Source organism: Brevibacterium litoralis, from assembly GCF_040212315.1.
Lineage (GTDB): Bacteria > Actinomycetota > Actinomycetes > Actinomycetales > Brevibacteriaceae > Brevibacterium > Brevibacterium litoralis.
On record NZ_JBDIUY010000041.1, the window covers coordinates 43,182 to 62,625 of the forward strand.

A 19,444-nucleotide genomic window follows, 5' to 3' on the forward strand; every position below is an offset into this window, starting at 1 on the left:
CCTCAGATCGGTTTCGGGGGGTATTCCGGCAACAGTCTAGGAGATACCGCGCACGCACACCTGCCCGTGGACAGTAGACTTCCCCTCCGTCCGCCCGGGCACGTCAGTGACCCGTGCCCGCGCACCACCCGCACCGACGAGGAGACGCGACCCGTGGCCAAGCTCTACTTCCGGTACGGAGCGATGAATTCCGGGAAGTCGACCGCACTGCTCCAGGCGGCCTTCAACTACGAGGAGCGCGGGCAACGGGTGCTGCTGGCCAAACCCCGGATCGACACGAAGGGCGACGGCCGGATCGTCTCCCGCCTCGGTGTCACCCGGCCCGCCGACCTGCTCGTCGACCCGCAGGACGACGTCGAGGCGCTCTTCGTCGACGCCCGCACCGGCACCACCCACGACTCCCTCCTCGACTCCCCCGGCCTGCCGGTCCGCCCCGTCGCGTGCCTGCTCGTCGACGAGGCCCAGTTCCTCTCCCCGGACCAGGTCGACGGGCTCATGCGGATCGCCGTGACCGAGGACGTCCCCGTCATGGCCTACGGCATCCGCACGGACTTCCGCACCCGGGCCTTCCCCGGCTCGGCCCGCCTACTGGAGATCGCCCACTCCCTCGAAGAACTCAAGACCATCTGCCGCTGTGGCCGGAAGGCGATGTTCAACGGCCGGAAGGCCGGCGGCACCTTCGTCTTCGACGGCGACCAGGTCGCCATCGACGGCACCACCGTCACCTACGAGTCACTCTGCCCCACCTGCTACCTCCAGGAGTCCGGCGGACGACTGCGCTGAACTGCGCTGGACGCCGCCCGAACCCCGGCACCCCGCCGCTGCTCAAGGCTGGACGCCGCCCAATAGAGTGGCGGCATGACGTCCCTGGTCCTCGTCCTCGTCACCGCCACGGCCGCCGGCCTCCTCTCCCGCCTCGTCCGGGTGCCCCCGCTCGCGGGGTACCTGCTCGCGGGGTTCTGCCTGGGCTTCGCCGGCGTCGAGGGGTTCCCCGGGCTCGAAGAGATCGCCGACGTCGGCGTGACCCTCCTGCTGTTCGCGATCGGGCTGAAGTTCAACGTGAGGACCCTCGTCCGCCCCCAGACCTGGGGCACGGCGACGGCCCACATGGTCGTCCTCAGCGTCGTCGGTGCGGGGTTCGTCGCCCTGCTCGCGGGGATCGGTCTCGTCACCGCCCGGGACGGCCTCACCTCCTTCGCCCTCGTCGCCTTCGCACTCTCCTTCTCCTCGACGGTCCTCGTCGTCAAGATCCTCGAGGGCCGGTCCGACGACGGTGCCTACTACGGGCAGACGGCGATCGGCATCCTCGTCGTCCAGGACCTCGCCGCCGTCGTCTTCATCTCCGCCTCGAACGGCGAATCGCCGAGCCCCTGGGCACTCGCCCTCGTCGGTCTCGTCCCCGCCGCCTGGCTCATCCGCAAGCTCCTGGCCCACGTCGACGCCGCAGAACTCCTCGTCCTCCTCGGGGTCGCCCTCGCGCTCGGCCCGGGCTACTGGCTGTTCGACCTCGTCGGTCTCAAGGGTGACCTGGGCGCCCTCGTCCTCGGTCTCCTGCTCGCCGGGGCGGAGGGGTCCGGCCGGATGGGCAAGGCCCTGCTCGGGCTCAAGGAACTGTTCCTCGTCGCCTTCTTCCTCTCCATCGGGATCGAGGTGCTGCCCTCCGGGGCGGACGTGCTCGCGGCCCTCGTCCTCGTCGTCGTGCTCGTGCCCGTGAACGTCGCCGTGTTCGTCGCGCTCGGTCGCGCCTTCGGCCTGCGCAACCGGACCGCGGTGCTTTCGGGCCTCGCTCTGGGCAACTTCTCCGAGTTCTCCATCATCGTCGTCGACGTGGGCGTCGGCGCCGGGCTGTTGGCCGACCGGTGGCTGGTCGTCGTCGCGGTCTCGGTGGCGATGTCGATGGTCGTCTCCGCGATCGTCAACGGCCGCGGTCTGCGCCTCACGCGCTGGCTCTCCGAGCGGATGCGCGACCAGGACCCCGCCCGGATCACCCCCGAGGACCGGCCGGTGGACACCGGCGACGCCGAGGTGCTCGTCCTCGGCATGGGCCGCATGGGCCACGCCGCCTACGACCGGTTCCGCGACACCTACGGGATGGAGGTCATGGGCATCGACAACGACATGGCCGTCACCCGGCGCCTGGCGAAGGACGGCTACCGGGTCCTCGAGGGCGACGCGACCGAACTGGAGTTCTGGCACCGGATCACGACCGCCCACACCGTGCACACCGTCGTCCTCGCCATGACCCAGCACGACTCGAACGTCTACGCCCTCGAACGCCTGCGCGACTCCCGCTACACCGGACGCCTGGCCGCCGTCGTCCGCACCGCCGACCAGGAACGCCACTTCCGACAGGCCGGCGTCCACGCCGTCTTCAACCTCTACGAGGGTGCCGGCATCACACTCGCCGACGCCGCCGCCGGCGAGGACGGCGACCCCTCCTACGACGGTCGGAGATGAGCCGCACCCGGACCACCGCGGCGTCCGCCGTGACCTCCACACCGAGGACGTCCGGGTACACCTCCCCGTCCACCTGGACGGGGACCGGACCCTCCGTACCGACGACGAGGCGCCCTGCCGTAGACTCCCCCAGGTCCACATCCCGGCCCGACCCGTACCCGAACACCCGGCCCCAGGCCCGGGCGGGCACCGACAGGACGGCGAGACCGGGCGCATTCGGATCCGCCCGGCGGAACACCCGCACCCCGGGGACCACCCCACGCACCGGGACGTTCCCGACGAGCAGGCTCCAGACGATCGTCCCGCGGTCCCGGCCACCCTCGACACGCACCTGCAGCGGGACCCCGGGCCTCTCGAGCAGGGGCAGTCCGGCCAGGACGTAGGCCGCCGGACCGACCATCCTCTTGAGCACCGGCGGTACCCGCATGAGGCTCGCCGCGTCGTTGCCGATCCCGAGGACGGAGTGGAGGACGGTCTCGACCACGTCACCCCGAGCGGTCTCCAGACGCACCCGCCCGAGCCGCAGTGCGACGTCTCCCGCCGACTCCCGTGACCTCAGTACCTCCCGGGCCAGGAGGTTCGCCGTCCCGGACGGAACGATCTCGACGACCGGTCGCAGCTGGGCCTCCACCGCGATCAGCCCGGCGAACACGGCCCCGAGCGTCCCGTCTCCCCCGTGCACCCGGATCGTGTCGGCCCCGAGGGCGAGAGCCCGGGCCACGAGACCCGCACCCGGGTCCGCGGGCGTCGTGACGAGCACGGGCTCCCCGTCGGCACCGACACGATCCGGGTGCACACGGCGCAGGTCCACCCCGCGGTTCCCCGGGGAGGCCGGGTTCACCACGTGCACGCGGCGGGGCGATCCCTCGCCGGTGAGTTTCGTCATGGATCCACAGTTCCACATCGATTCGGTGTCGACACGCCCACGGACGTGATGCAGTTCACACATCGGCGGCGTGGAAGGAGCACAATGAGGCCATGGACGCGCACATCGACATCGCAGGCCACCTGTCCCGGCTGTGGGCGTGCGTCGGGTGCAACACCGACGACGTCCGCCTCCTCGACGCCATGCTCACCGTCGGCGAAGCGCCCGTCGACGACGCCGACCACCCCACCGACTGGCTGTTCCTCAACTCCGGGATCGTGTTCGGGATCTCCGGCAGCCGTCTGGACCGGATCGACATCAACTTCGTCTACGACCGCGCAGGACGCCTGAACGGTGTGGTCGTGCCCTCCTGGCTCGTCGAGGACTGGCGGGAACGCCCCGACCGGGAGACCGTCCGCCACACCTTCTCCCGCCACTGCGAGCTGGAGTTCGCCTCCGGTCCGGTCCCCGAGGCCCCACCCCGCCCCGGGGCACCGCCGCCCCGCGACGTGTTCCTCACCTCCGGCGTCGCCGTCACCGTGCCCTACGGCCGCGACGGTCGCGCGATGTCCATGAACCTCGCCCCGACTGCCTGAAAAAACTGGTCCCCGGGGATCACGGCGTCGCGTCGGCGAGCTCCCGGGCCCACCGTCCGGCCGGGTCCTGCCAGGCTGGACGGAACCCGTAGACACCCACCAGGCGCACCGCGGTCGCCAGTCGGTAGGCGTCCAGACGCACCGGGTCGAGGCCCAGCCGGTCGGACACCCCGCGTACGATCTTGTGGGCCCGGCGCGCCCGGGACTGCGACCACAGTCCCTGGTCCGCGCGCAACCACAGGTGCACGAGCAGGTTCGCGACGTCGAGTTCGGGTTCGGCCAGGGCCGCCGTGTCGAAGTCGAGGAGCCCCAGGGCTCCGGTGTCCGCATCCCACAGCACCTGTCCGTCGTGCAGGTCCCGGTGGGCGACGACGAGGCGGTCGTGCCCCCGCGCCGCGGCGTGGTCGCTCCCCGGGGTCGGGGTGAGGTCCTGGCCCGTCTCCCGACCCTGCCCCATGAGTGCCTTCCGCGCCCGCAGCGCGAGCACCCGTAGCCGGTCGACCGACCCGTCGACCCAGGACGCCGGCCGGAAGGTGAGCAGGTGGTCGATCCAGGTGTCGACGACCGCCGCCTCCTCGGCGGGCCCGTGCACCGGCAGGCTCCCGCCCACGAACGACGAGTCCGTCACGAGACCGGGCCAGTGCGCCGCCCACACGCCCAGGGCCGCGTCCAGGGTTTCGAGGCCCGCGGAGGAGCCCATCAGCGGGGAGAACACGACGTGACCGTTCCCGCACTCCAGCACCTCCGGGGCGTCGATCCCGTGGGCCCGGCACAGGTCGGCGAGCGCCGCCGAGGTGCCCGCCACCCCCTGTGCCCTCCCGCTGCGCAGATGCTTGACGAAGGCCCCGTCCACCCGTCGCACGACCGCGCGCCGTCCGGCCCGGTGGACGAGCAGCTCGTCGCCCGGCCCGAGCGCCAGGGTCGGCAGCTTCGGGTCCCGCCCGTGTGGCAACCACGCGACGGCCCGTGCGTCGAGGTCACCGGTGACCGGTTCCCCGTCCCGGGCCGCGAGGACGCCCGCCCGCAGGTGTCCGCGGGTGTCCCGCCCCTCGACCGTCCGGTCGCGTTTCTTCCCCGGCCAGGCCCGTGTGATCGTGATCCCCGAGGCCGCGCGGCGCCCCACCATGTCGTCCATCCGTCCGTCCTCGTATCCGTGTGGTGGGTCTCAGACCCCGACCCGGGTCCTGGCGGCGACCGACCGGTGACGGTCCTCGTCGAGGCACAGGGCGGCCAGTGCGAGCCTTTCGGCGATGCCGTGGGGGTGGTCGGGATCGGCGGCCCGGAAGGGGTCGAGGACCCGCAGGAGCACGTGGAAGGCCGTCCATGCGCCGGGACGCGCGACCGAGGACCCGGTGGTGGAGGCGTAGGCCTCGAGAAACCGGTCCGCTCCGTGGTTGCCGCGCCCGGACAGCAGTTCGACCGCCCGGAAGCACCCGAGGTCGTACCCGGCCGGCCCCCACCGCAGGCGGTCGAGGTCGATGAGCCGGACGGCGTCGGGGTCCGTCCCCGGCCCCCAACCGAGCACCTGGTCGGCGGAGAGATCCCCGTGGAGGAGGACGGTGTCACCGTCGAAGTCGGGCCCGAGCGCGTCGAGGACGGCCGCGGCGAGGTCGCCGTACTCCTGGTGGGCCTCGGGGCACACGACCCCGAGCGTCCGGCCGACGGCGACCAGTGCCTCCCGCACGGTCGCACGGTCGGAGGAGGGCACCGAGGCTGCGAGGAGGTCGGTGGGGCGTGCCGCGTGGAGGTCGGCCGCCGCCGCGGCCACCCGAACGGGCCAGTCCGTCGGAGCGGTGCCGGCGCACAGATGATCGGCGAGGTCGCCACCGAAGACCCGGGGCACGGCGACCGTCGCGGCCGCCACCGGGCGCGAGGCGAGCACGACAGGGACCCGGAGCGCGAGATCGCACACGGCAGCCACCGTGCCCGGAGGTGTGGCCCAGGTCCGCCACACCTCGCCGGGAGGGACCGCGGGGTCCGGGTGGGAACCCGCCTCGACGACCAGGCGTCTGCCGGGGTTGTAGTTGAGCACCCGGCCCCGGACGGTGCCGTCGGCGGCGACGAGACCGGCCTGCCGGAGGGCACCACCCAGCCGGCGGTCCGCGCCGATGGGCCCGGTGGTGAGCAGGCCGCCGTCGGGCAGGTCCGCCCGGTGCACCGCGATGCCCGCGGCCCGTGCCCGGGCGCAGGTCTTCTCCGCCTTCGCGCGGTGTGCGGCCGTGCGGACCGAGAACCACCCGGGAGCAGGAGGACCCGTGGTGGACGTCGTGTCCCCGGTCTCCACCGACGACCGGTGGACCCGCCCGAGGACGGACTGGCCCGGCTTGTAGCGCAGGTGGTCGACGGTCGTGCAGGGGCCCAGGTGCGCCTCGACCCAGCCCGGCACGAACAGGTTCTGCAGCAGTGGTTCCATCACCCGACCTCCTGGTCCCCGGACCGGGTGGTCCGGTGGTCCCGTGGGGCAGGACGGTACTCCGCATCGGCCCCCGTGTCAGGCCCGGGGGTCGCTGCCTGGCGCACGAACGGGCGCGTGGACAGGTGCGCGGACGGGCCGGTGACGAGCGGTTCGACGCCCTGGCGGCGGACCCAGTGGGCGAACACGTTGTCCCCGGTCGCGAGAGCGCGCGGATCGCCGTCGAGGGCCACTCCCCCGTGCTCGATCCACACGACCCGGTCGGCGGCGAGCGCGGTCGCCGCGTCGTGGGTGATCGCCAGCGTGGTCCGCCCGGCGGTGAGGGTGTCGATCGCGGCGAGGACCGCGGCCGCGGACTCCGGGTCGAGCCCGGTCGTCGCCTCGTCGAGGAGGACGACGGCGGAGTCCCGCAGGAGCGCCCGGGCGACCGCGATGCGCTGGCGCTGACCGCCGGACAGGGTGCCGCCCCGCTCCCCCACGCGGGTGTCGTAGCCGTCCGGCAGGGCCAGGACGAAGTCATGGGCCTGGGCCCGCCGCGCGGCGTCCTCGATCTCCGTGTCCGTCGCGTCGAGGCGTCCGTAACGGATGTTGTCGCGGATCGTCCCGCTGAAGAGCACGGTGTCCTGCGGGACGACGGAGACGTGCCGGCGCAGCGAGGCGAGCGTGATGTCCCGGACGTCGAGGCCGTCGAGCCGGACCGATCCCGCGAAGGGATCCATGAGGCGGTTGACGAGCAGCCCGCACGTGGACTTGCCGGCTCCCGAGGGTCCGACGAGCGCGACCTTCTGACCGGCCTCGACGTGCAGGTCCATACCGCGCAGAGGCACGGTGCTCGGAGTCCCTTCGTCATCGGTGTACCCGGCCCACACGTTCTCGAACCGGAGGGAACCCCGGGCCCGCGGCAGGCGCCGGGACCGCTCGGAATCGGCCACGGAGACGGGGACCGCGAGGAGCTCGGCCACCCGCTCCCCGCTCGCGAGCGCCCGGGCGATCCGCCCGGTGTACTTGGCGAGGTCGCGCAGGGGCTTCATCGTCGTCTTGAGATAGGTGAGGAAGAGGACGAGGTCACCGGGCGTCATCACGCCCTGGAGCACCCGCCACCCACCGCCGATGAGGACGAGGGCCGTGGCGACCCCGACGATCACGTCGGTCCGACGTTCGAGGGCCGCCGCGAGCTTCTTGGCCTGCACCCCGTCCTTGAGGGTCCGCGTGTTCGCGCCCCCGAAGGACTTCGAGACCTCGTCCTCCAGACCGTAGGAATGGACGACGTGGATGGCCCCGAGGACCTCCTGGACGGTGTTCGCCAGCTGCCCCTCGCCCTTCCGCGTCTTCCGCGAGGCACCGGTGATCTTCTGCGTCGACCCGCGCGAGGACAGGACGAAGGCGCCGGCGGCGAGGAACACGACGCAAGCGAGCAACGGGTCGATGACGAGCATGACGACGGCCATGACGACGAGCGTGAGCAGGTTCGCCAGCAGCGGCAGACCCGCGGTCGTCGCGACCTCCTGGAGCTTGTTGACGTCCCCGACCATGCGCTGGACGGTGTCGCCCTTCTTGCTGCGGGCGTGATGGGCGTCCGGCAGGTCCTGCACGTGGCGGAACACCCGCGAGCGCAGGCGGGTGGCGACCCGGGACCCGGCGAGAGCGAAGCACACGGTCGCCCCGTAGTTGGACAGCGCCCGACCCCCGACGAGGAGGAGGAGGGCCGCACCCGCGACGACCAGGAGCCCGATCCCCGGTTCGAACGCTCCCGGCACGTGCGCGCCGAGCGAGGCGGTCACGGCGTCGACGACGAACTTGGTCGGCCAGGGTTCGAGCACCCGGAAGGCGACCTCGGCGAGCAGCACGAGAACACCGAGCGCCATGACCTTCCAGTCGCCCCCGATGTGCGGACGCAGGATCCCGAGGGTCGCGCGCAGGCCGGAACCCGAGCCGTTCCGCTTCACTGAGTCGTTCTTCTTCACAGCACCACCCCGGCGAGCGTCCGGTCGAGCGTCGTCGCCCAGGAATGGCGGGTCTCGGCCAGGTGCCGGGCCTCCCGGGCCATGGCGACCCGCGTCCCGGGGTCCCGCGCCAGGTCGTCGAGGGCCGCCGCGAGGGCCGCGGCATCGGAGGGTCCGACGAGGCGCCCCGCCTGTGTCATCTCGACCGCAGGCCTCCCGTGCTCCGTCCCTTCGAGCTCGGTCCCCTCGAACACCGCGGGGATCTGTCCGATCGCCGAGGCGACGACGGGCAGACCCGCGGCCAGGTACTCGTAGACCTTGAGCGGGGAGAAGTAGGAGTCGGTCGCGGCCACCGCCGGGTAGGGCGCGACGGCGACGGTGCAGTCGGAGAGCAGAGCGGGCACCTCGGCCGGCGCCACGGACCCGGTGAACTCGACACGGGCGGCCACCGCGTCCCCGAGCTCGGCGACCCGTGCGCGGATTTGTTCCGACATCGGTCCGTCGCCGACGATCCGCAGGTCCCAGGGTTCCCGGGCGAGTGCGAGGGCCTCGATGAGCACGTCGACCCCGTGCCAGGGCTTGAGCGTCCCGACGAAGACCACCCTCGGGGCGGCCGTGGGGTCCGTCGTGTCCGCCCCGGGTCGGATCCGCTCGGTGTTCACCCCGTTCGGTGCCACGACCGGGTCGGCACCGGGCACCTGCCCGGTCACCCAGTCGGCCACCGGCCGCGAGACCGTCACGGTCCGTGCGGCCGCCTGGACCTGCGCGCGCAGTGCCGCGCAGGCACCGGCCTCGTCGACGAGGACGCGGTGGGTCGCCTGTTCGTCGATGAGCGGTGCGTTGACCTCCAGCACCCCGGGGATCCCGGCGGCGGCGACGCGGTCGAGCACCGTCGAGAACAGGGAGTAGCGCTCGTACACGAGAGTGTGGCCGGCGGCGACGATGCGGGCGGCGATCTCGGCGGACGCGGCGACCTGCGCGGCCTCCCGCGCCGCGTCGTCGAGTCTCCTGCCGTCCGCGTCCTTCCTGTCGACCGGCACGTGGACGACGGGGACGTCCGCGAGGTCGGCGGGCACCTCGGCGTCGGTCCGGGTGACGTAGAGGGTCACCCGGGCACCCCGGGCACGCAGTTCCCGGACGACCTCCTGGACGTGGACGCTCGCACCCTTGGTCCCGAAGGCGGGGATGCCGGGGTCGACGCTCACATAGGCGACGGAGCGTCCCCGCAGGTCGGGGTGGGTGGGTGGAGAAGGCACTGTGTCGGGGTGGGTGGCGGCGGGCTCCGGTGCGGTCCCGGGCTCCAGGGCGGGCCCGTCCTCCAGGGCGGCGAGCGCCGCGGCCTGCCGGTGGGAGTCGAAACGCTCCTCGATGAGCGCCCGGGCGTTCCGGGCGAACACGCGCCCGTCGACCGTCCCCTCGGCGAAGGACCGCAGCCCGGCCTCGAGTGCCGCGGTGTCGCCCGGAGCGTGGAGGATGCCCGTGACGCCGTCCTCGACGACCTCCGGGATCCCGGTGACGGCCGAGGCGATCACGGGCACGCCGGTCGCCATCGCCTCGAGGAGGACGGTGGGCAGGCCGTCGGCATTGCCGTCGGCGCCGACCACGCAGGGGGCGACGAAGACGTCCGAGGCGGCGAGCAGCGCACGGATCTCCTCCTGGGTGCGCGCACCCAGCAGACGGACCGTGTCGGCCAGGCCCTCCGCGTCGATCCGGGCCTGTAGGTCCGCCCGCAGGTCACCGTCACCGGCGATCTCGACCTGCAGGTCGGGGCCCGCGGCACGCAGACGACCCGCGGCGGTGAGCAGTTCACCGAACCCCTTCTTCTCGACCAGGCGTCCGACGGCGACGACGCGCAGGGTCCCGGTGCCCGGGGCGGCCGGTTCGCGGTAGGGGAACCGGGAGAGCTCCAGGCCGTTGTACTGCAGGACGACCTTGTGCGCGGCCTCCGGGAAGGACCCGGTGAGGAACCGCCGGTTGTAGTCGGAGATCGTCACGAGGTGGTGGGAGCCCGCGACCAGACGCCGCAGACGCTCGGGGTCGACGTCGGTGTGGAAGAGGTCCTTGGCGTGGGACGTCACCGAATAGGGGATGCCGAGGAACCGGGCGGCGAGCTCGGTGGCCCGGCCGGCGGCATTAGCGAAGTGCGCGTGCAGATGGGTGATCCCGCGGGCCTGACACTCCAGGGCGAGTTCGAGGGCCTGGTGGACGTCGGACCAGTCGTCGGCGACGACCTGGTCGACCATCGCCCCGTAGCGGGCGGCGAAGCCGGGGATCTCGGCGACCGCACGCTGGTGGAGGGCCCACCCCTCGGACAGCTTGGGGCTGCGACCGATGAAGGTGACCGGTGCCTTCACCCGGGCGAGCTCGGGATGGAAGCGGGTGTCCGTCGTCGGCCGCAGGGCGAAGATCTCCAGGTCCTCACCCCGGGCCTCCCGGGCGAGGATCTCCGTGACGACGAAGGTCTCCGAGAACCGCGGGTACACCTTGACGACATAGGCCGTCCGCCGGGTCGTCGGGGTGGACGACGTGGTCCCCGGTGCCCCGGCCGTCGCGACGGCGGAGCGGGCCTCGGCGGCGGGAGCGGTCATGGGGGTGCTGTCGGTGACGAACGACATGGGATCTCCTCGGGGCGATGGTGCGGACGCGGACGGGTGCCGGTTCAGACGGCGGGAGCGAGCAGGGAGGTGCCGGTGTGCACACTGCGGGTCCCTGCCGGAACGGTCCGTCGATCGGTCCTCCCGGAGAGGGCGGCGGCGAGACCGACGACGGTGTCGAGACCGTCCGTCTCCAGGTGTGCCCGGGCACGGACCTGGGACCGGGCTGCCACCGGGGAGGACACGGTGGTCTCCATCCAGTCCGCCAGAGCGGCGGAATCGGCCTCGCGCGGGTGCAACATGTCGGTGGCGCCGACCTGGGCCAGGCCGGTCGCCCGGATGAGCTGCTCGGCGCGGGGGACGACCCGCGGGACGACGACGGCCGGAGTGTCCGTCGAGAGGACCTCGTTGATCGTGTTGTACCCGCCCATCGTCACGACGGCCGCGGCCCGTCGGATGCAGGACAGGCCGTCCGGCACCTCGTCGAGGACGGTGGTGTCGGGACCGGCGACGGCGGTGATCCGATCACGGGCGGCCTGCGGCATCTGGGGTCCGGTGACGACGAAGTGGTGGTGGCCGTCCGGGACCCGGGCGGCCGCGGCGGCCAGGCCCAGGCGTTCGCCGTCGGATCCTCCACCGAACATGGTGAGGACGAAGTCCCGGTCGAAGTCCGGCCCCGGGACGTCGGCCTCGCGGCCCTGGGAGAGCAGACCGGTGAACCGGACGCGATCGGCCAGCTCGACCGGGACCTCGCCCGAGGCGACGGTGTCGTGGATCCGCCGGTCCCCGTAGACCCAGATCTCGTCGATCTGCTCGCGGACCTTCTCGACCCCGATCGCCTCCCACTCGCGGCGGGCCACCTCGGCACCGTCGAGAACCTCGCGCAGGCCGAGGACGACCGTCGTGTCCGGCTTGACCCGACGCAGGGCCTGCAGGGGCCGTTCGAGCTCTCCGTCCGCACCGAAGGGATGGCGGTCGACGATGACGAGGTGGGGACGGAAGCTCGTGAGTGTTCCTTCGAGGACCGCCGAACGGATGTCCATGAGTCGACGGGTCCCGATGTCGAGGGTGCGGGGCACGTAGCGCTGTCGGGATTTCGTGATGCCCGGAACGACGACCCAGTCGAAACCGGGCGGGCACGGGAAGGAGGTGGCGGTGCGCTCACCGGTGACGAGGAGGCCGGAGACCCGACGACCCGTCCGCGCGGACAGCTTCTCCGACAGGGCGCGGGCGATCGCGAGATTGCGCCGCGAGTGCCCCAGTCCCACCGAGTCGTGGGAGTAGAGGACGACGCGCAGTCCCTGGGCCCGGTCCTCGTGGGATTCCGTGCTGTACATGTCCATCTCCTCGTCAACCTGTCCGCACGGCCCAGCGGTTCGAAGCGGGTGGCAGTTCCACCGTGGCCGATGACCGGTCACCCGGCCGTGCTGTCGTAGGTCCTGTTCCGACGGACAGAAAGTTACGGACGAGGGGTGAGACGGAGATGATCCCTCGGTGAGAGGGCTCTCAGAAAAGGTGAACCGGAGGTGGAGCCGGGTGAACTCCCGACCACCTGCGCAGGTGTGGCGGGTGGGCTCGGGCATGTCGGTAGGATCGGGGGCGGTGGCGCGGCAGCCGGGCCATCGCACCGGGAGAGTTCCACTCGAGTCGATACATGAACGGAGGTCCTGCCGATGGCCGGAGGACTGGTGGCCCTGCTCGACGACGTCGCGGCGATCGCCCGCACGGCGGCCGCGAGCGTCGACGACATCGCGGCCGGTGCCGCGAAGGCGAGTTCCAAGGCGGCCGGTGTCGTCATCGACGACGCGGCGGTGACCCCGCAGTTCCTCACCGGAGCGAAGCCCAACCGGGAGCTGCCGATCATCTGGGCGATCGCCAAGGGCTCGATCGTCAACAAGCTCATCATCATCGTCGCGGCCCTCCTCATCAGCATGTTCACCCCGTGGTGGGTCATCCCGGTTCTGTTGCTGGCCGCCGGTTCCTACCTGTGCTTCGAGGGTGCCGAGAAGGTCATCGAGAAGGCCCGGAAGATCGCAGGCCGGCCCTCGGAAGTCGCGGAGGAGAAGAAGGTCCCGGCCACCGACCGGGGACCCGAGGCGGAGAGGACCGTCATCCGCGGTGCCGTCACCACGGATTTCATCCTCTCCTGCGAGATCATGGTGATCTCCCTGAAGGAGGTGCTCGACGAACCCCTGCTCACCCGAGCTCTCATCCTCGTCGTCGTCGCCATCGCGATCACCGTTCTCGTCTACGGCGCCGTCGCCCTCATCATCCGGATGGACGACATCGGCCTGCACATGACGACCAAGGACTCCGCCGGGGCACAGCGGGTGGGCCGGGCGCTCGTCGTCGGCATGCCCCACGTCCTCACGGTCATCTCCGTCGTCGGCACCCTCGCCATGCTGTGGGTCGGTGGCCACATCGTCATGATCGAACTCGACGAGCTCGGCTTCCACGCCGTGTACGGCTTCGTCCACGGGCTGGAGGAACCCCTCCACCACGTCGCCGCGATCGGCGGGCTCCTCGCCTGGCTCGTCAACACCGCCTTCTCGCTGGCCATCGGACTCGTCTGGGGCTCCGTGCTCGCCGGGATCGTCCACGTCCTCCCCTTCGGAGGGAAGCATTGAGTTCCCGGGAAACATCGAGCAAGCCCGACCTCACCCCGAACACCGGAGACGTCGCGCTCGTCTTCGAGGGCGGGGGAATGCGTGCGGCGCTCACCTCCGCTGTCGTCGTCACGCTCCTCGACCAGGAGCTGCGGTTCCCGTGGGTGGCAGGTGTGAGCGCGGGGTCATCGAACACCGCCAACTACCTGAGTCGGGACCGCAGGCGCGCCCGCCGCAGCTTCGTCGACTTCGCCGCCGACCCGCAGTTCGGGAACATGCGGACCTTCCTGCGCGGCAAGGGGCTGTTCAACGCCGAGTACATCTACCAGGGCACGTCCCTCCCGGACCAGGCCCTGCCCTTCGACTGGGAGACCTTCCGGAGCAATCCGGCCGCGGCGAACATCCTCGCCTTCGACGCCGAGTCGGGCGACCAGCGGGTCTTCACGCGGGAGGACTTCCCGGTCATGGAGGACCTCATGGTGCGGGTCCGTGCCTCCTCGACCATGCCCGTCCTCATGCCCCCGGTGACGATCGACGGCCGGACCTATGTCGACGGGGCGCTCGGTCCCTCGGGTGGGATCGCCCTCGACGTGGCCCGTGCGGCCGGGTACACCAAGTTCTTCGTCGTCCTCACCCAGGACCGCGACTACGTGAAGACCCCGGAGCGGTTCCCGCAGTTCTACCAGGCCTACTTCCGCCGTCACCCGGCCATCGCCGAGGCGCTGCTGAGCCGCTGGGAGCGGTACAACGCGACCCGCGAGGAACTCTTCGCCCTTGAGGCCTCCGGCGACGCCTACCTGTTCGTCCCCGACCGTATGCCGATCGGCAACGGCGAACGCTCCCTGGCCAAACTCGCCGCCGCCCACCGCGCCGGTCTCTCCCAGGCCCGCCGCGAGGCCCCCGCCTGGCGCGAGTGGTTGGGAGTTACTGCTCCGGATCCGGCTCGACGGCGAGGGTGACGGCGACCGGGGAGGGCGCCTCGACGGTGCGGGAGACCGTGCAGTACCGGTCGTGCGAGAGACCGACGAGGCGCCGGGCGAGGCGGGCGGCCTTCCGGCCGGCCTCGTCCTCGGGGAAGGCGAGATCGAAGTCAAGCCCGAGCTCCTGCAGGATGTTGCCGCCGGACTCGTCGACGACCTTCTCGCCGTGTGCCTCCACGGTGAAGCGTTCCGGCTCCGTGCGCCGGGAGGTCACGGTGTCGACGTCGACCGCCGAACAGCCTGCGAGCGCGGCGAGGAGGAGTTCGACCGGACTGAACTCCCCGTCCCCGGTCCCGAAGTCGAGCGTGACCCCGGCGGCGTTGACCGCCCGGTAGTGCCCGGTCGCCGTGCGGGTGACGGTGACGGCGCGGTGGTCGGTGCCAGGGCTCACGTCCAGTTCCTCCCGACGAGTGCGTGTGCGCGGCGCAGCAGTTCCATCGTGTCGTCCGTGTGGATGACGAGCGGGCCGGGAACGCGCCGGTAGGTGGCGCTGTAGGGGAAGTGGCCGGCATTGCGGTCCTTGCCCAGTAGCAGGGAGACCTCCGGGTCGTCCCAGCCGAACCACAGGTGGGGCTCGTCGCCGTGGTGGAGGATCTCCGTCGCGCTGTCGGACCGGCCGAACCCGGACCCGTCGACGATGAGCCACCGCTTGACGAACAGCCGGGCGGCGACCGGGATCACCCCGGAGACGAGCACGCCGAGCGCCACGATCACGGCCAGCGCCGCGAGCATCATGTGCACGTGCCACAGGAAGGGTGCAGCGACGGCGAGGACGAGCACGAGGGCGAGCGCACCACCGGCCCAGGCCCAGGCCTTCCGCCGGCTGTACTCGACGGCCACGAACCCCTCCCGGCGGAAGGTGTCGAGCAGTGTGTCGACCTGTGCGGTATTCACCGGTCCTCCTCGAGGGCGGTGTGCTCCCCGTCGACGTAGACCCACCGGCCGGCCCTCCGGGTGAAGGCCGAGTCCTCCGTCATCGTGTGTGCGCCCGTCTCGTCCCGGTAGCTCGCGGTGAACACGACGCGGCCCTCCGCATCGGTCTCACCACCTGCCGTCACGGACAGGATGCGCAACCCAGTCCACGTGGTGGCCCCGTCCGTTCCGAGAGCAGGGCCCGCACCCGTGTCCGCCGGCCGGGTCCGGGGATGCCAGGTGCGGAAGAGGTGGTCGGCATGGCCGAGCGCGAAGGCCGTGTACCGCGAGCGCATGAGCGCCTCGGCGGTACTCGGCCACTGCGTGTTCTCCAGTGCGGGCCCGCAACAACCAGCGAGGGGAGTGCCTTCCGGCACTCCCCCGCACGGGCACACCGTCGTGGTGTCCAGGGTGGTTCTCCTGTCGATCCGTGAGATCCGGTCCGAGCTCAGCCGGCGGGGTGCCGGGGCTGGGGCGGCGTCGAACTCAGTTCAGCCGGCGACGGCCGCGAGGGCCGCCTCGTAGTCGGGCTCCTGTCCGATCTCCGGCACCTGCTCGGTGTGGAGGACCGTACCCTCGCCGTCGAGGACGACGATCGCGCGGGACAGCAGACCACGCAGGCCGCCGTCGGCCATCGTCACGCCGTAGTCCTCACCGAAGGTAGACCGGAAGGCCGAGGCGGTGGTGACGCCCTCGATGCCCTCGGCACCGCAGAAGCGCGAGAGGGCGAAGGGCAGGTCGGCCGAGACGCACAGCACGGCGACGCCGTCGAGGCCGGCGGCCTTCTCGTTGAAGGTCCGGACACTCTGGGCGCAGACACCGGTGTCGATGCTCGGGAAGATGTTGAGGACGACCTTCGTGCCCGCGAAGGCGTCACTCGTGACGTCGGCGAGGTCGTTGCCGGTGAGCGTGAAGGAGGGAGCCGCGCTCCCGACTGCGGGCAGGTCTCCGACGGTGGTGACGGCCTTGCCGCCCAGTGTGATGTCAGCCATGCGCCCATCCTAGGGGTCACGGCGACGGTCCACCAGGTCACACACCCCACACCGCCGGACGGGAACGGCGGGTGAACTTCCTCATACCACCCTGGTCACTGAACATTCTCATTTGTACAGTTACTCCCATGCGTACCTCGAGCACCGCCGTCGACCGGACGGACTGCCGCCGCCACCAGTGGGCCCTGCTGTTCACCGTGAGCACCGGTCTGTTCGTCCTCACGATCGACCACTCGGTGCTCTACACGGCCCTGCCGACGCTCACCCGTGAACTCGCGGCCAGTGCCATCGAGAGTCTGTGGATCGTCAACGCCTATCCGCTCGCGATCGCCGGGCTCCTGCTGGCCACCGGCACGCTCGGCGACCGGGTGGGCCACCGCCGGATGTTCACCCTCGGTCTGTGGGTGTTCGGACTCGCCTCCGTCCTCGGCGCCTTCTCCCCGAACCCCGAGCTCCTCATCGCCGCCCGGGCGGGTCTGGGGATCGGCGGCGCGATGATGATGCCCGCCACCCTCGCCCTCATCTCCCGGACCTTCACGGTGGAGAAGGAACGGAACGTCGCGATCGCCGTGTGGGGCATGGTCTCGATGATCGGGGCGGCACTGGGTCCCGTGATCGGCGGACTGCTGCTCGCCCACTTCTGGTGGGGCTCGGTGTTCCTCGTCAACGTGCCCTTCGTCGTACTCGCGCTCGTGCTCGTGCCGCTTGTCGCCGGTCCGAACGACCCGGAGCCGCACGCCCCCTGGGATCTCGCCTCCTCGGTCGTCGCAGCGCTCACCCTGTGCGGGCTCGTCCTCGCGATCAAGGAGGCCGCCAAGGCCGACCCACAGTGGCTCGTCGCCGCCGTGGCCGCGCTCGTGTGCCTGGTGGCGGGCACTCTCTTCGTCCGCCGCCAGCGACGGCTGCCGGTCCCGCTCCTCGACTTCACCGTCTTCCGGAACCCCGTGTTCTCCGCCGGAGTGCTCGCGGCCGCCATGTCGATGTTCGCGCTGGCCGGGATCGACCTCCTCGCCGTCCAGCGGTTCCAGCTCGTCTCCGGGATGACCCCGCTCCAGGCCGGCCTGCTCGTCACTGTCGTCGCCGTCGCGTGCATCCCGCCGGCACTGGCCGGCGGTGCCACGCTCCACCGGATCGGCTACCGCCCGCTCATCACCGGCGGCCTCGTCCTCGCCGCGACCGGCACCGGCCTCCTCGCCGTGTCGATCCGGATGTCCGGCGCCTGGGTCGGTGTGGCGCTCGTGATCCTCGGGTTGGGCATCGGCGCCGTCATGTCCGTGAGCTCGACGGCGATCATGAACTCCGCCCCGCGCCACCGCGCAGGCATGGCCTCGTCCGTCGAGGAGATCTCCTACGAGTTCGGCAGCCTCCTGGCCGTCTCGATCCTCGGCAGCCTCATGCACCTGCTCTACGCCACCGGCGTCCGCCTGCCCGCCGCCGCGCCCGCGGCCGCCGGCGAATCCCTCTCCACCGCTCTGGCCGTGGCCGGGGACGACGCGGCCACCGTCGCCGCCGCGCGTAGCGCCTTCGACACCACCTTCACCGTCATCCTCCTGCTCGCCGCGCTCCTGCTGCTGCTCGCCGCCTGCGTCACCGCACCCCTCCTGCGCCGCAGTGCCGGTCGCGCCGGTGGGGTCTCCCCCATGGATCTCGTCGCTCCCGAGGCGCCCGACGCGGGCGAGGTGCCCCACGCGGGTGCGGCGCCCGGCGAGGGCAGGGTACACACGGGTACGGTGTGAGCCACCATGAGGCCCAGTAACCGTTCCCGCATCCTCGAAGCCGCGATCGCCGTGATCGAACGCGACGGCATCGCCGCGCTCACCTTCGACGCCGTCGCCGCCCAGGCGGACCTCACCCGCGGCGGCATCATGTACCACTTCACGTCGCGGGCGGGCCTCGTCGCGGCGATCCACGAGTACCAGGCCGACCGCTGGGTCGCCGCGCACGAGGAAGTGCTCGACTCCCGCCTCGGCGGGGCGGAGCCGAGCGACACCGACCGGGCCCGCGCCTACCTGGAGTCGAGTTCCTACTCCGTGTCCCGCGCGGAGCTGCAGCTGCAGTTGGAGGCCGCCGGCGATCCGGCGGTCCAGGAGTACTGGACGACCGCGAGCACCCGCGTCCTGCCCCCGGCCCCGACCGACGCCGACGACGCGACGAGGATCCGCAACCTCGTCGCCGTCCTCCTGGCCGACGGCCTGTGGATCCACGAGGCGTCCGCCGGGCGTACGCTGGCCCCTGACGTCCGCCGTGCCGTCGTCGAGTATGCCCGAGGTGTGCTCGACGGAGAGGAATCCTCAAGCCATGACCACTCCCCCGCTCCCCACTGATCCGGCCGCCGGGACCCCCGGCCTGCTCGACGTCGCCGCCCTGCGAGCGCGCGGCGTCGACCGTGTCCTGTGCGTCGTCGCGCACCCCGATGACATGGAGTACGGCGCCTCGGCCGCGGTGTCCGCCTGGACCCGTGCCGGCATCACGGTCTCCTACCTGCTGCTGACCCGCGGCGAGGCCGGGATCCGGGACCTCCACCCGGACGAGGTCGCACCCCTGCGCGCCGAGGAGCAGCGCCGGGCCTGCGCCCGGGTGGGTGTCGAGGACCTCGTCATCGCCGACCTCCCCGACGGCCTGCTCGAACACACTCCCGCCACCCGCGAGGTGATCGCCCGCCGGATCCGCGAGGTCCGCCCGCAGATGGTGCTCACCGCGAGCTGGGAGTTGGAGGTCGGCTGGGGCATCAACCACGTCGACCACCGCGTCGCCTGTCTCTCCGTCGTCGACGCGATCCGCGACGCCGACAACCCGTGGCTGTACCCGGGCCTCGCCGCGGACGGCCTGGCGGCATGGAAGGCGAGCACCCTCCTGGTCACCGGCGCCACCACCGTCACCCACCTGATCCCCCTCGACGCCGAGGCTGTCACCGCCGGGACCGAGTCGCTGGCCGCTCACCGGGTGTACCTCGAGGCACTCCCCGACCACCCCGCTCCCGAGGTGATCGTCGGCGAGGGCACGGCCGTGGCGGACAAGTTCCGCCCCGTGGTGCCCGCCGAGTACGCACACGCACTGGCCGTCCGGGTGCTGGAGGTCTGAAACTG

At 71.8% G+C, this 19,444-nt stretch carries 18 protein-coding genes; 8 read left to right on the forward strand and 10 right to left on the reverse strand.

Annotated features, from left to right (window positions below):
• The first annotated feature begins 153 nt into the window (after positions 1 to 153).
• Complete coding sequence (locus AAD496_RS13870) at positions 154 to 783, forward strand: thymidine kinase (RefSeq protein ID WP_349829431.1); 630 nt, start codon at positions 154 to 156, stop codon at positions 781 to 783.
• Positions 784 to 858: 75 nt separating this feature from the next.
• Entirely contained in the window at positions 859 to 2,457 is a 1,599-nt protein-coding gene (locus AAD496_RS13875; protein WP_349829432.1) for a cation:proton antiporter domain-containing protein, read from the forward strand.
• Here AAD496_RS13875 and AAD496_RS13880 read toward each other — a convergent pair.
• A complete protein-coding gene (locus AAD496_RS13880) occupies positions 2,396 to 3,343 on the reverse strand; it encodes a diacylglycerol/lipid kinase family protein (RefSeq protein WP_349829433.1) in 948 nt (315 codons plus the stop codon). The two genes, AAD496_RS13875 and AAD496_RS13880, sit on opposite strands and share 62 nt — an antisense overlap.
• A gap of 92 nt (positions 3,344 to 3,435) precedes the next feature.
• Here AAD496_RS13880 and AAD496_RS13885 point away from each other — a divergent pair, with 92 nt between their 5' ends.
• Positions 3,436 to 3,918 (forward strand): hypothetical protein, encoded by a 483-nt coding sequence (locus tag AAD496_RS13885; protein WP_349829435.1) that lies wholly within the window; start codon positions 3,436 to 3,438, stop codon positions 3,916 to 3,918.
• Positions 3,919 to 3,937: 19 nt separating this feature from the next.
• On the opposite strand, the gene AAD496_RS13890 is transcribed toward AAD496_RS13885, so the two are convergent.
• Genes AAD496_RS13890 through AAD496_RS13910 form a run of 5 tightly spaced genes read right to left on the reverse strand, consistent with a single transcriptional unit; the run spans position 3,938 to position 12,205 of the window.
• Complete coding sequence (locus AAD496_RS13890) at positions 3,938 to 5,053, reverse strand: phosphotransferase (RefSeq protein WP_349829437.1); 1,116 nt, start codon at positions 5,051 to 5,053, stop codon at positions 3,938 to 3,940.
• Positions 5,054 to 5,083: 30 nt separating this feature from the next.
• Positions 5,084 to 6,331, reverse strand: a complete 1,248-nt coding sequence (locus tag AAD496_RS13895) for a phosphotransferase (protein WP_349829438.1) — start codon at positions 6,329 to 6,331, stop codon at positions 5,084 to 5,086.
• The gene (locus AAD496_RS13900; RefSeq protein ID WP_349829439.1) at positions 6,331 to 8,295 is read right to left on the reverse strand and encodes an ABC transporter ATP-binding protein; all 1,965 of its coding nucleotides are present in this window, start codon (positions 8,293 to 8,295) and stop codon (positions 6,331 to 6,333) included. The genes AAD496_RS13895 and AAD496_RS13900 overlap by 1 nt, the downstream gene beginning before the upstream one ends.
• The gene (locus AAD496_RS13905) at positions 8,292 to 10,889 is read right to left on the reverse strand and encodes a glycosyltransferase (protein WP_349829440.1); all 2,598 of its coding nucleotides are present in this window, start codon (positions 10,887 to 10,889) and stop codon (positions 8,292 to 8,294) included. Before AAD496_RS13905 ends, AAD496_RS13900 begins: the two co-directional genes overlap by 4 nt.
• A 44-nt stretch (positions 10,890 to 10,933) precedes the next feature.
• Positions 10,934 to 12,205, reverse strand: a complete 1,272-nt coding sequence (locus tag AAD496_RS13910) for a glycosyltransferase family protein (RefSeq protein ID WP_349829441.1) — start codon at positions 12,203 to 12,205, stop codon at positions 10,934 to 10,936.
• A gap of 336 nt (positions 12,206 to 12,541) precedes the next feature.
• Between AAD496_RS13910 and AAD496_RS13915 the strand changes: the two genes are divergently transcribed.
• Positions 12,542 to 13,495, forward strand: a complete 954-nt coding sequence (locus tag AAD496_RS13915) for a DUF808 domain-containing protein (RefSeq protein WP_349829442.1) — start codon at positions 12,542 to 12,544, stop codon at positions 13,493 to 13,495.
• Entirely contained in the window at positions 13,492 to 14,433 is a 942-nt protein-coding gene (locus tag AAD496_RS13920) for a patatin-like phospholipase family protein (RefSeq protein WP_349829443.1), read from the forward strand. Before AAD496_RS13915 ends, AAD496_RS13920 begins: the two co-directional genes overlap by 4 nt.
• On the opposite strand, the gene AAD496_RS13925 is transcribed toward AAD496_RS13920, so the two are convergent.
• The 4 genes from AAD496_RS13925 to tpx form a co-directional block, all read right to left on the reverse strand.
• Positions 14,399 to 14,845 (reverse strand): OsmC family protein, encoded by a 447-nt coding sequence (locus tag AAD496_RS13925; RefSeq protein ID WP_349829445.1) that lies wholly within the window; start codon positions 14,843 to 14,845, stop codon positions 14,399 to 14,401. The two genes, AAD496_RS13920 and AAD496_RS13925, sit on opposite strands and share 35 nt — an antisense overlap.
• Positions 14,842 to 15,348, reverse strand: coding sequence for a hypothetical protein (locus AAD496_RS13930; protein WP_349829446.1), 507 nt, complete (start codon positions 15,346 to 15,348; stop codon positions 14,842 to 14,844). Before AAD496_RS13930 ends, AAD496_RS13925 begins: the two co-directional genes overlap by 4 nt.
• Positions 15,345 to 15,743 (reverse strand): YchJ family protein, encoded by a 399-nt coding sequence (locus tag AAD496_RS13935; protein WP_349829447.1) that lies wholly within the window; start codon positions 15,741 to 15,743, stop codon positions 15,345 to 15,347. The genes AAD496_RS13930 and AAD496_RS13935 overlap by 4 nt, the downstream gene beginning before the upstream one ends.
• A gap of 114 nt (positions 15,744 to 15,857) precedes the next feature.
• On the reverse strand, positions 15,858 to 16,358 hold the full coding sequence (tpx, locus tag AAD496_RS13940) for a thiol peroxidase (protein WP_349829448.1): 501 nt from the start codon (positions 16,356 to 16,358) through the stop codon (positions 15,858 to 15,860).
• 128 nt (positions 16,359 to 16,486) lie between these two features.
• On the opposite strand from tpx, the gene AAD496_RS13945 reads away from it, so the two are divergent.
• The 3 genes from AAD496_RS13945 to AAD496_RS13955 are packed head-to-tail and all read left to right on the forward strand — an operon-like array spanning position 16,487 to position 19,439.
• Positions 16,487 to 18,094 (forward strand): MFS transporter, encoded by a 1,608-nt coding sequence (locus AAD496_RS13945; RefSeq protein WP_349829450.1) that lies wholly within the window; start codon positions 16,487 to 16,489, stop codon positions 18,092 to 18,094.
• Positions 18,095 to 18,100: 6 nt separating this feature from the next.
• Positions 18,101 to 18,682, forward strand: a complete 582-nt coding sequence (locus AAD496_RS13950) for a TetR/AcrR family transcriptional regulator (protein ID WP_349829452.1) — start codon at positions 18,101 to 18,103, stop codon at positions 18,680 to 18,682.
• Complete coding sequence (locus AAD496_RS13955; protein WP_349829453.1) at positions 18,657 to 19,439, forward strand: PIG-L deacetylase family protein; 783 nt, start codon at positions 18,657 to 18,659, stop codon at positions 19,437 to 19,439. Before AAD496_RS13950 ends, AAD496_RS13955 begins: the two co-directional genes overlap by 26 nt.
• Positions 19,440 to 19,444 lie beyond the last annotated feature (5 nt).

Coding starts and splice junctions, on each gene's coding strand:
- AAD496_RS13875 (WP_349829432.1), top strand. CDS start 859: ATGACGTCCCTGGTCCTCGTCCTCGTCACCGCCACGGCCGCCGGCCTC.
- AAD496_RS13880 (WP_349829433.1), bottom strand. CDS start 3,343: ATGACGAAACTCACCGGCGAGGGATCGCCCCGCCGCGTGCACGTGGTG.
- AAD496_RS13885 (WP_349829435.1), top strand. CDS start 3,436: ATGGACGCGCACATCGACATCGCAGGCCACCTGTCCCGGCTGTGGGCG.
- AAD496_RS13890 (WP_349829437.1), bottom strand. CDS start 5,053: ATGGACGACATGGTGGGGCGCCGCGCGGCCTCGGGGATCACGATCACA.
- AAD496_RS13895 (WP_349829438.1), bottom strand. CDS start 6,331: ATGGAACCACTGCTGCAGAACCTGTTCGTGCCGGGCTGGGTCGAGGCG.
- AAD496_RS13905 (WP_349829440.1), bottom strand. CDS start 10,889: ATGTCGTTCGTCACCGACAGCACCCCCATGACCGCTCCCGCCGCCGAG.
- AAD496_RS13910 (WP_349829441.1), bottom strand. CDS start 12,205: ATGTACAGCACGGAATCCCACGAGGACCGGGCCCAGGGACTGCGCGTC.
- AAD496_RS13915 (WP_349829442.1), top strand. CDS start 12,542: ATGGCCGGAGGACTGGTGGCCCTGCTCGACGACGTCGCGGCGATCGCC.
- tpx (WP_349829448.1), bottom strand. CDS start 16,358: ATGGCTGACATCACACTGGGCGGCAAGGCCGTCACCACCGTCGGAGAC.
- AAD496_RS13945 (WP_349829450.1), top strand. CDS start 16,487: ATGCGTACCTCGAGCACCGCCGTCGACCGGACGGACTGCCGCCGCCAC.
- AAD496_RS13950 (WP_349829452.1), top strand. CDS start 18,101: ATGAGGCCCAGTAACCGTTCCCGCATCCTCGAAGCCGCGATCGCCGTG.
- AAD496_RS13955 (WP_349829453.1), top strand. CDS start 18,657: ATGACCACTCCCCCGCTCCCCACTGATCCGGCCGCCGGGACCCCCGGC.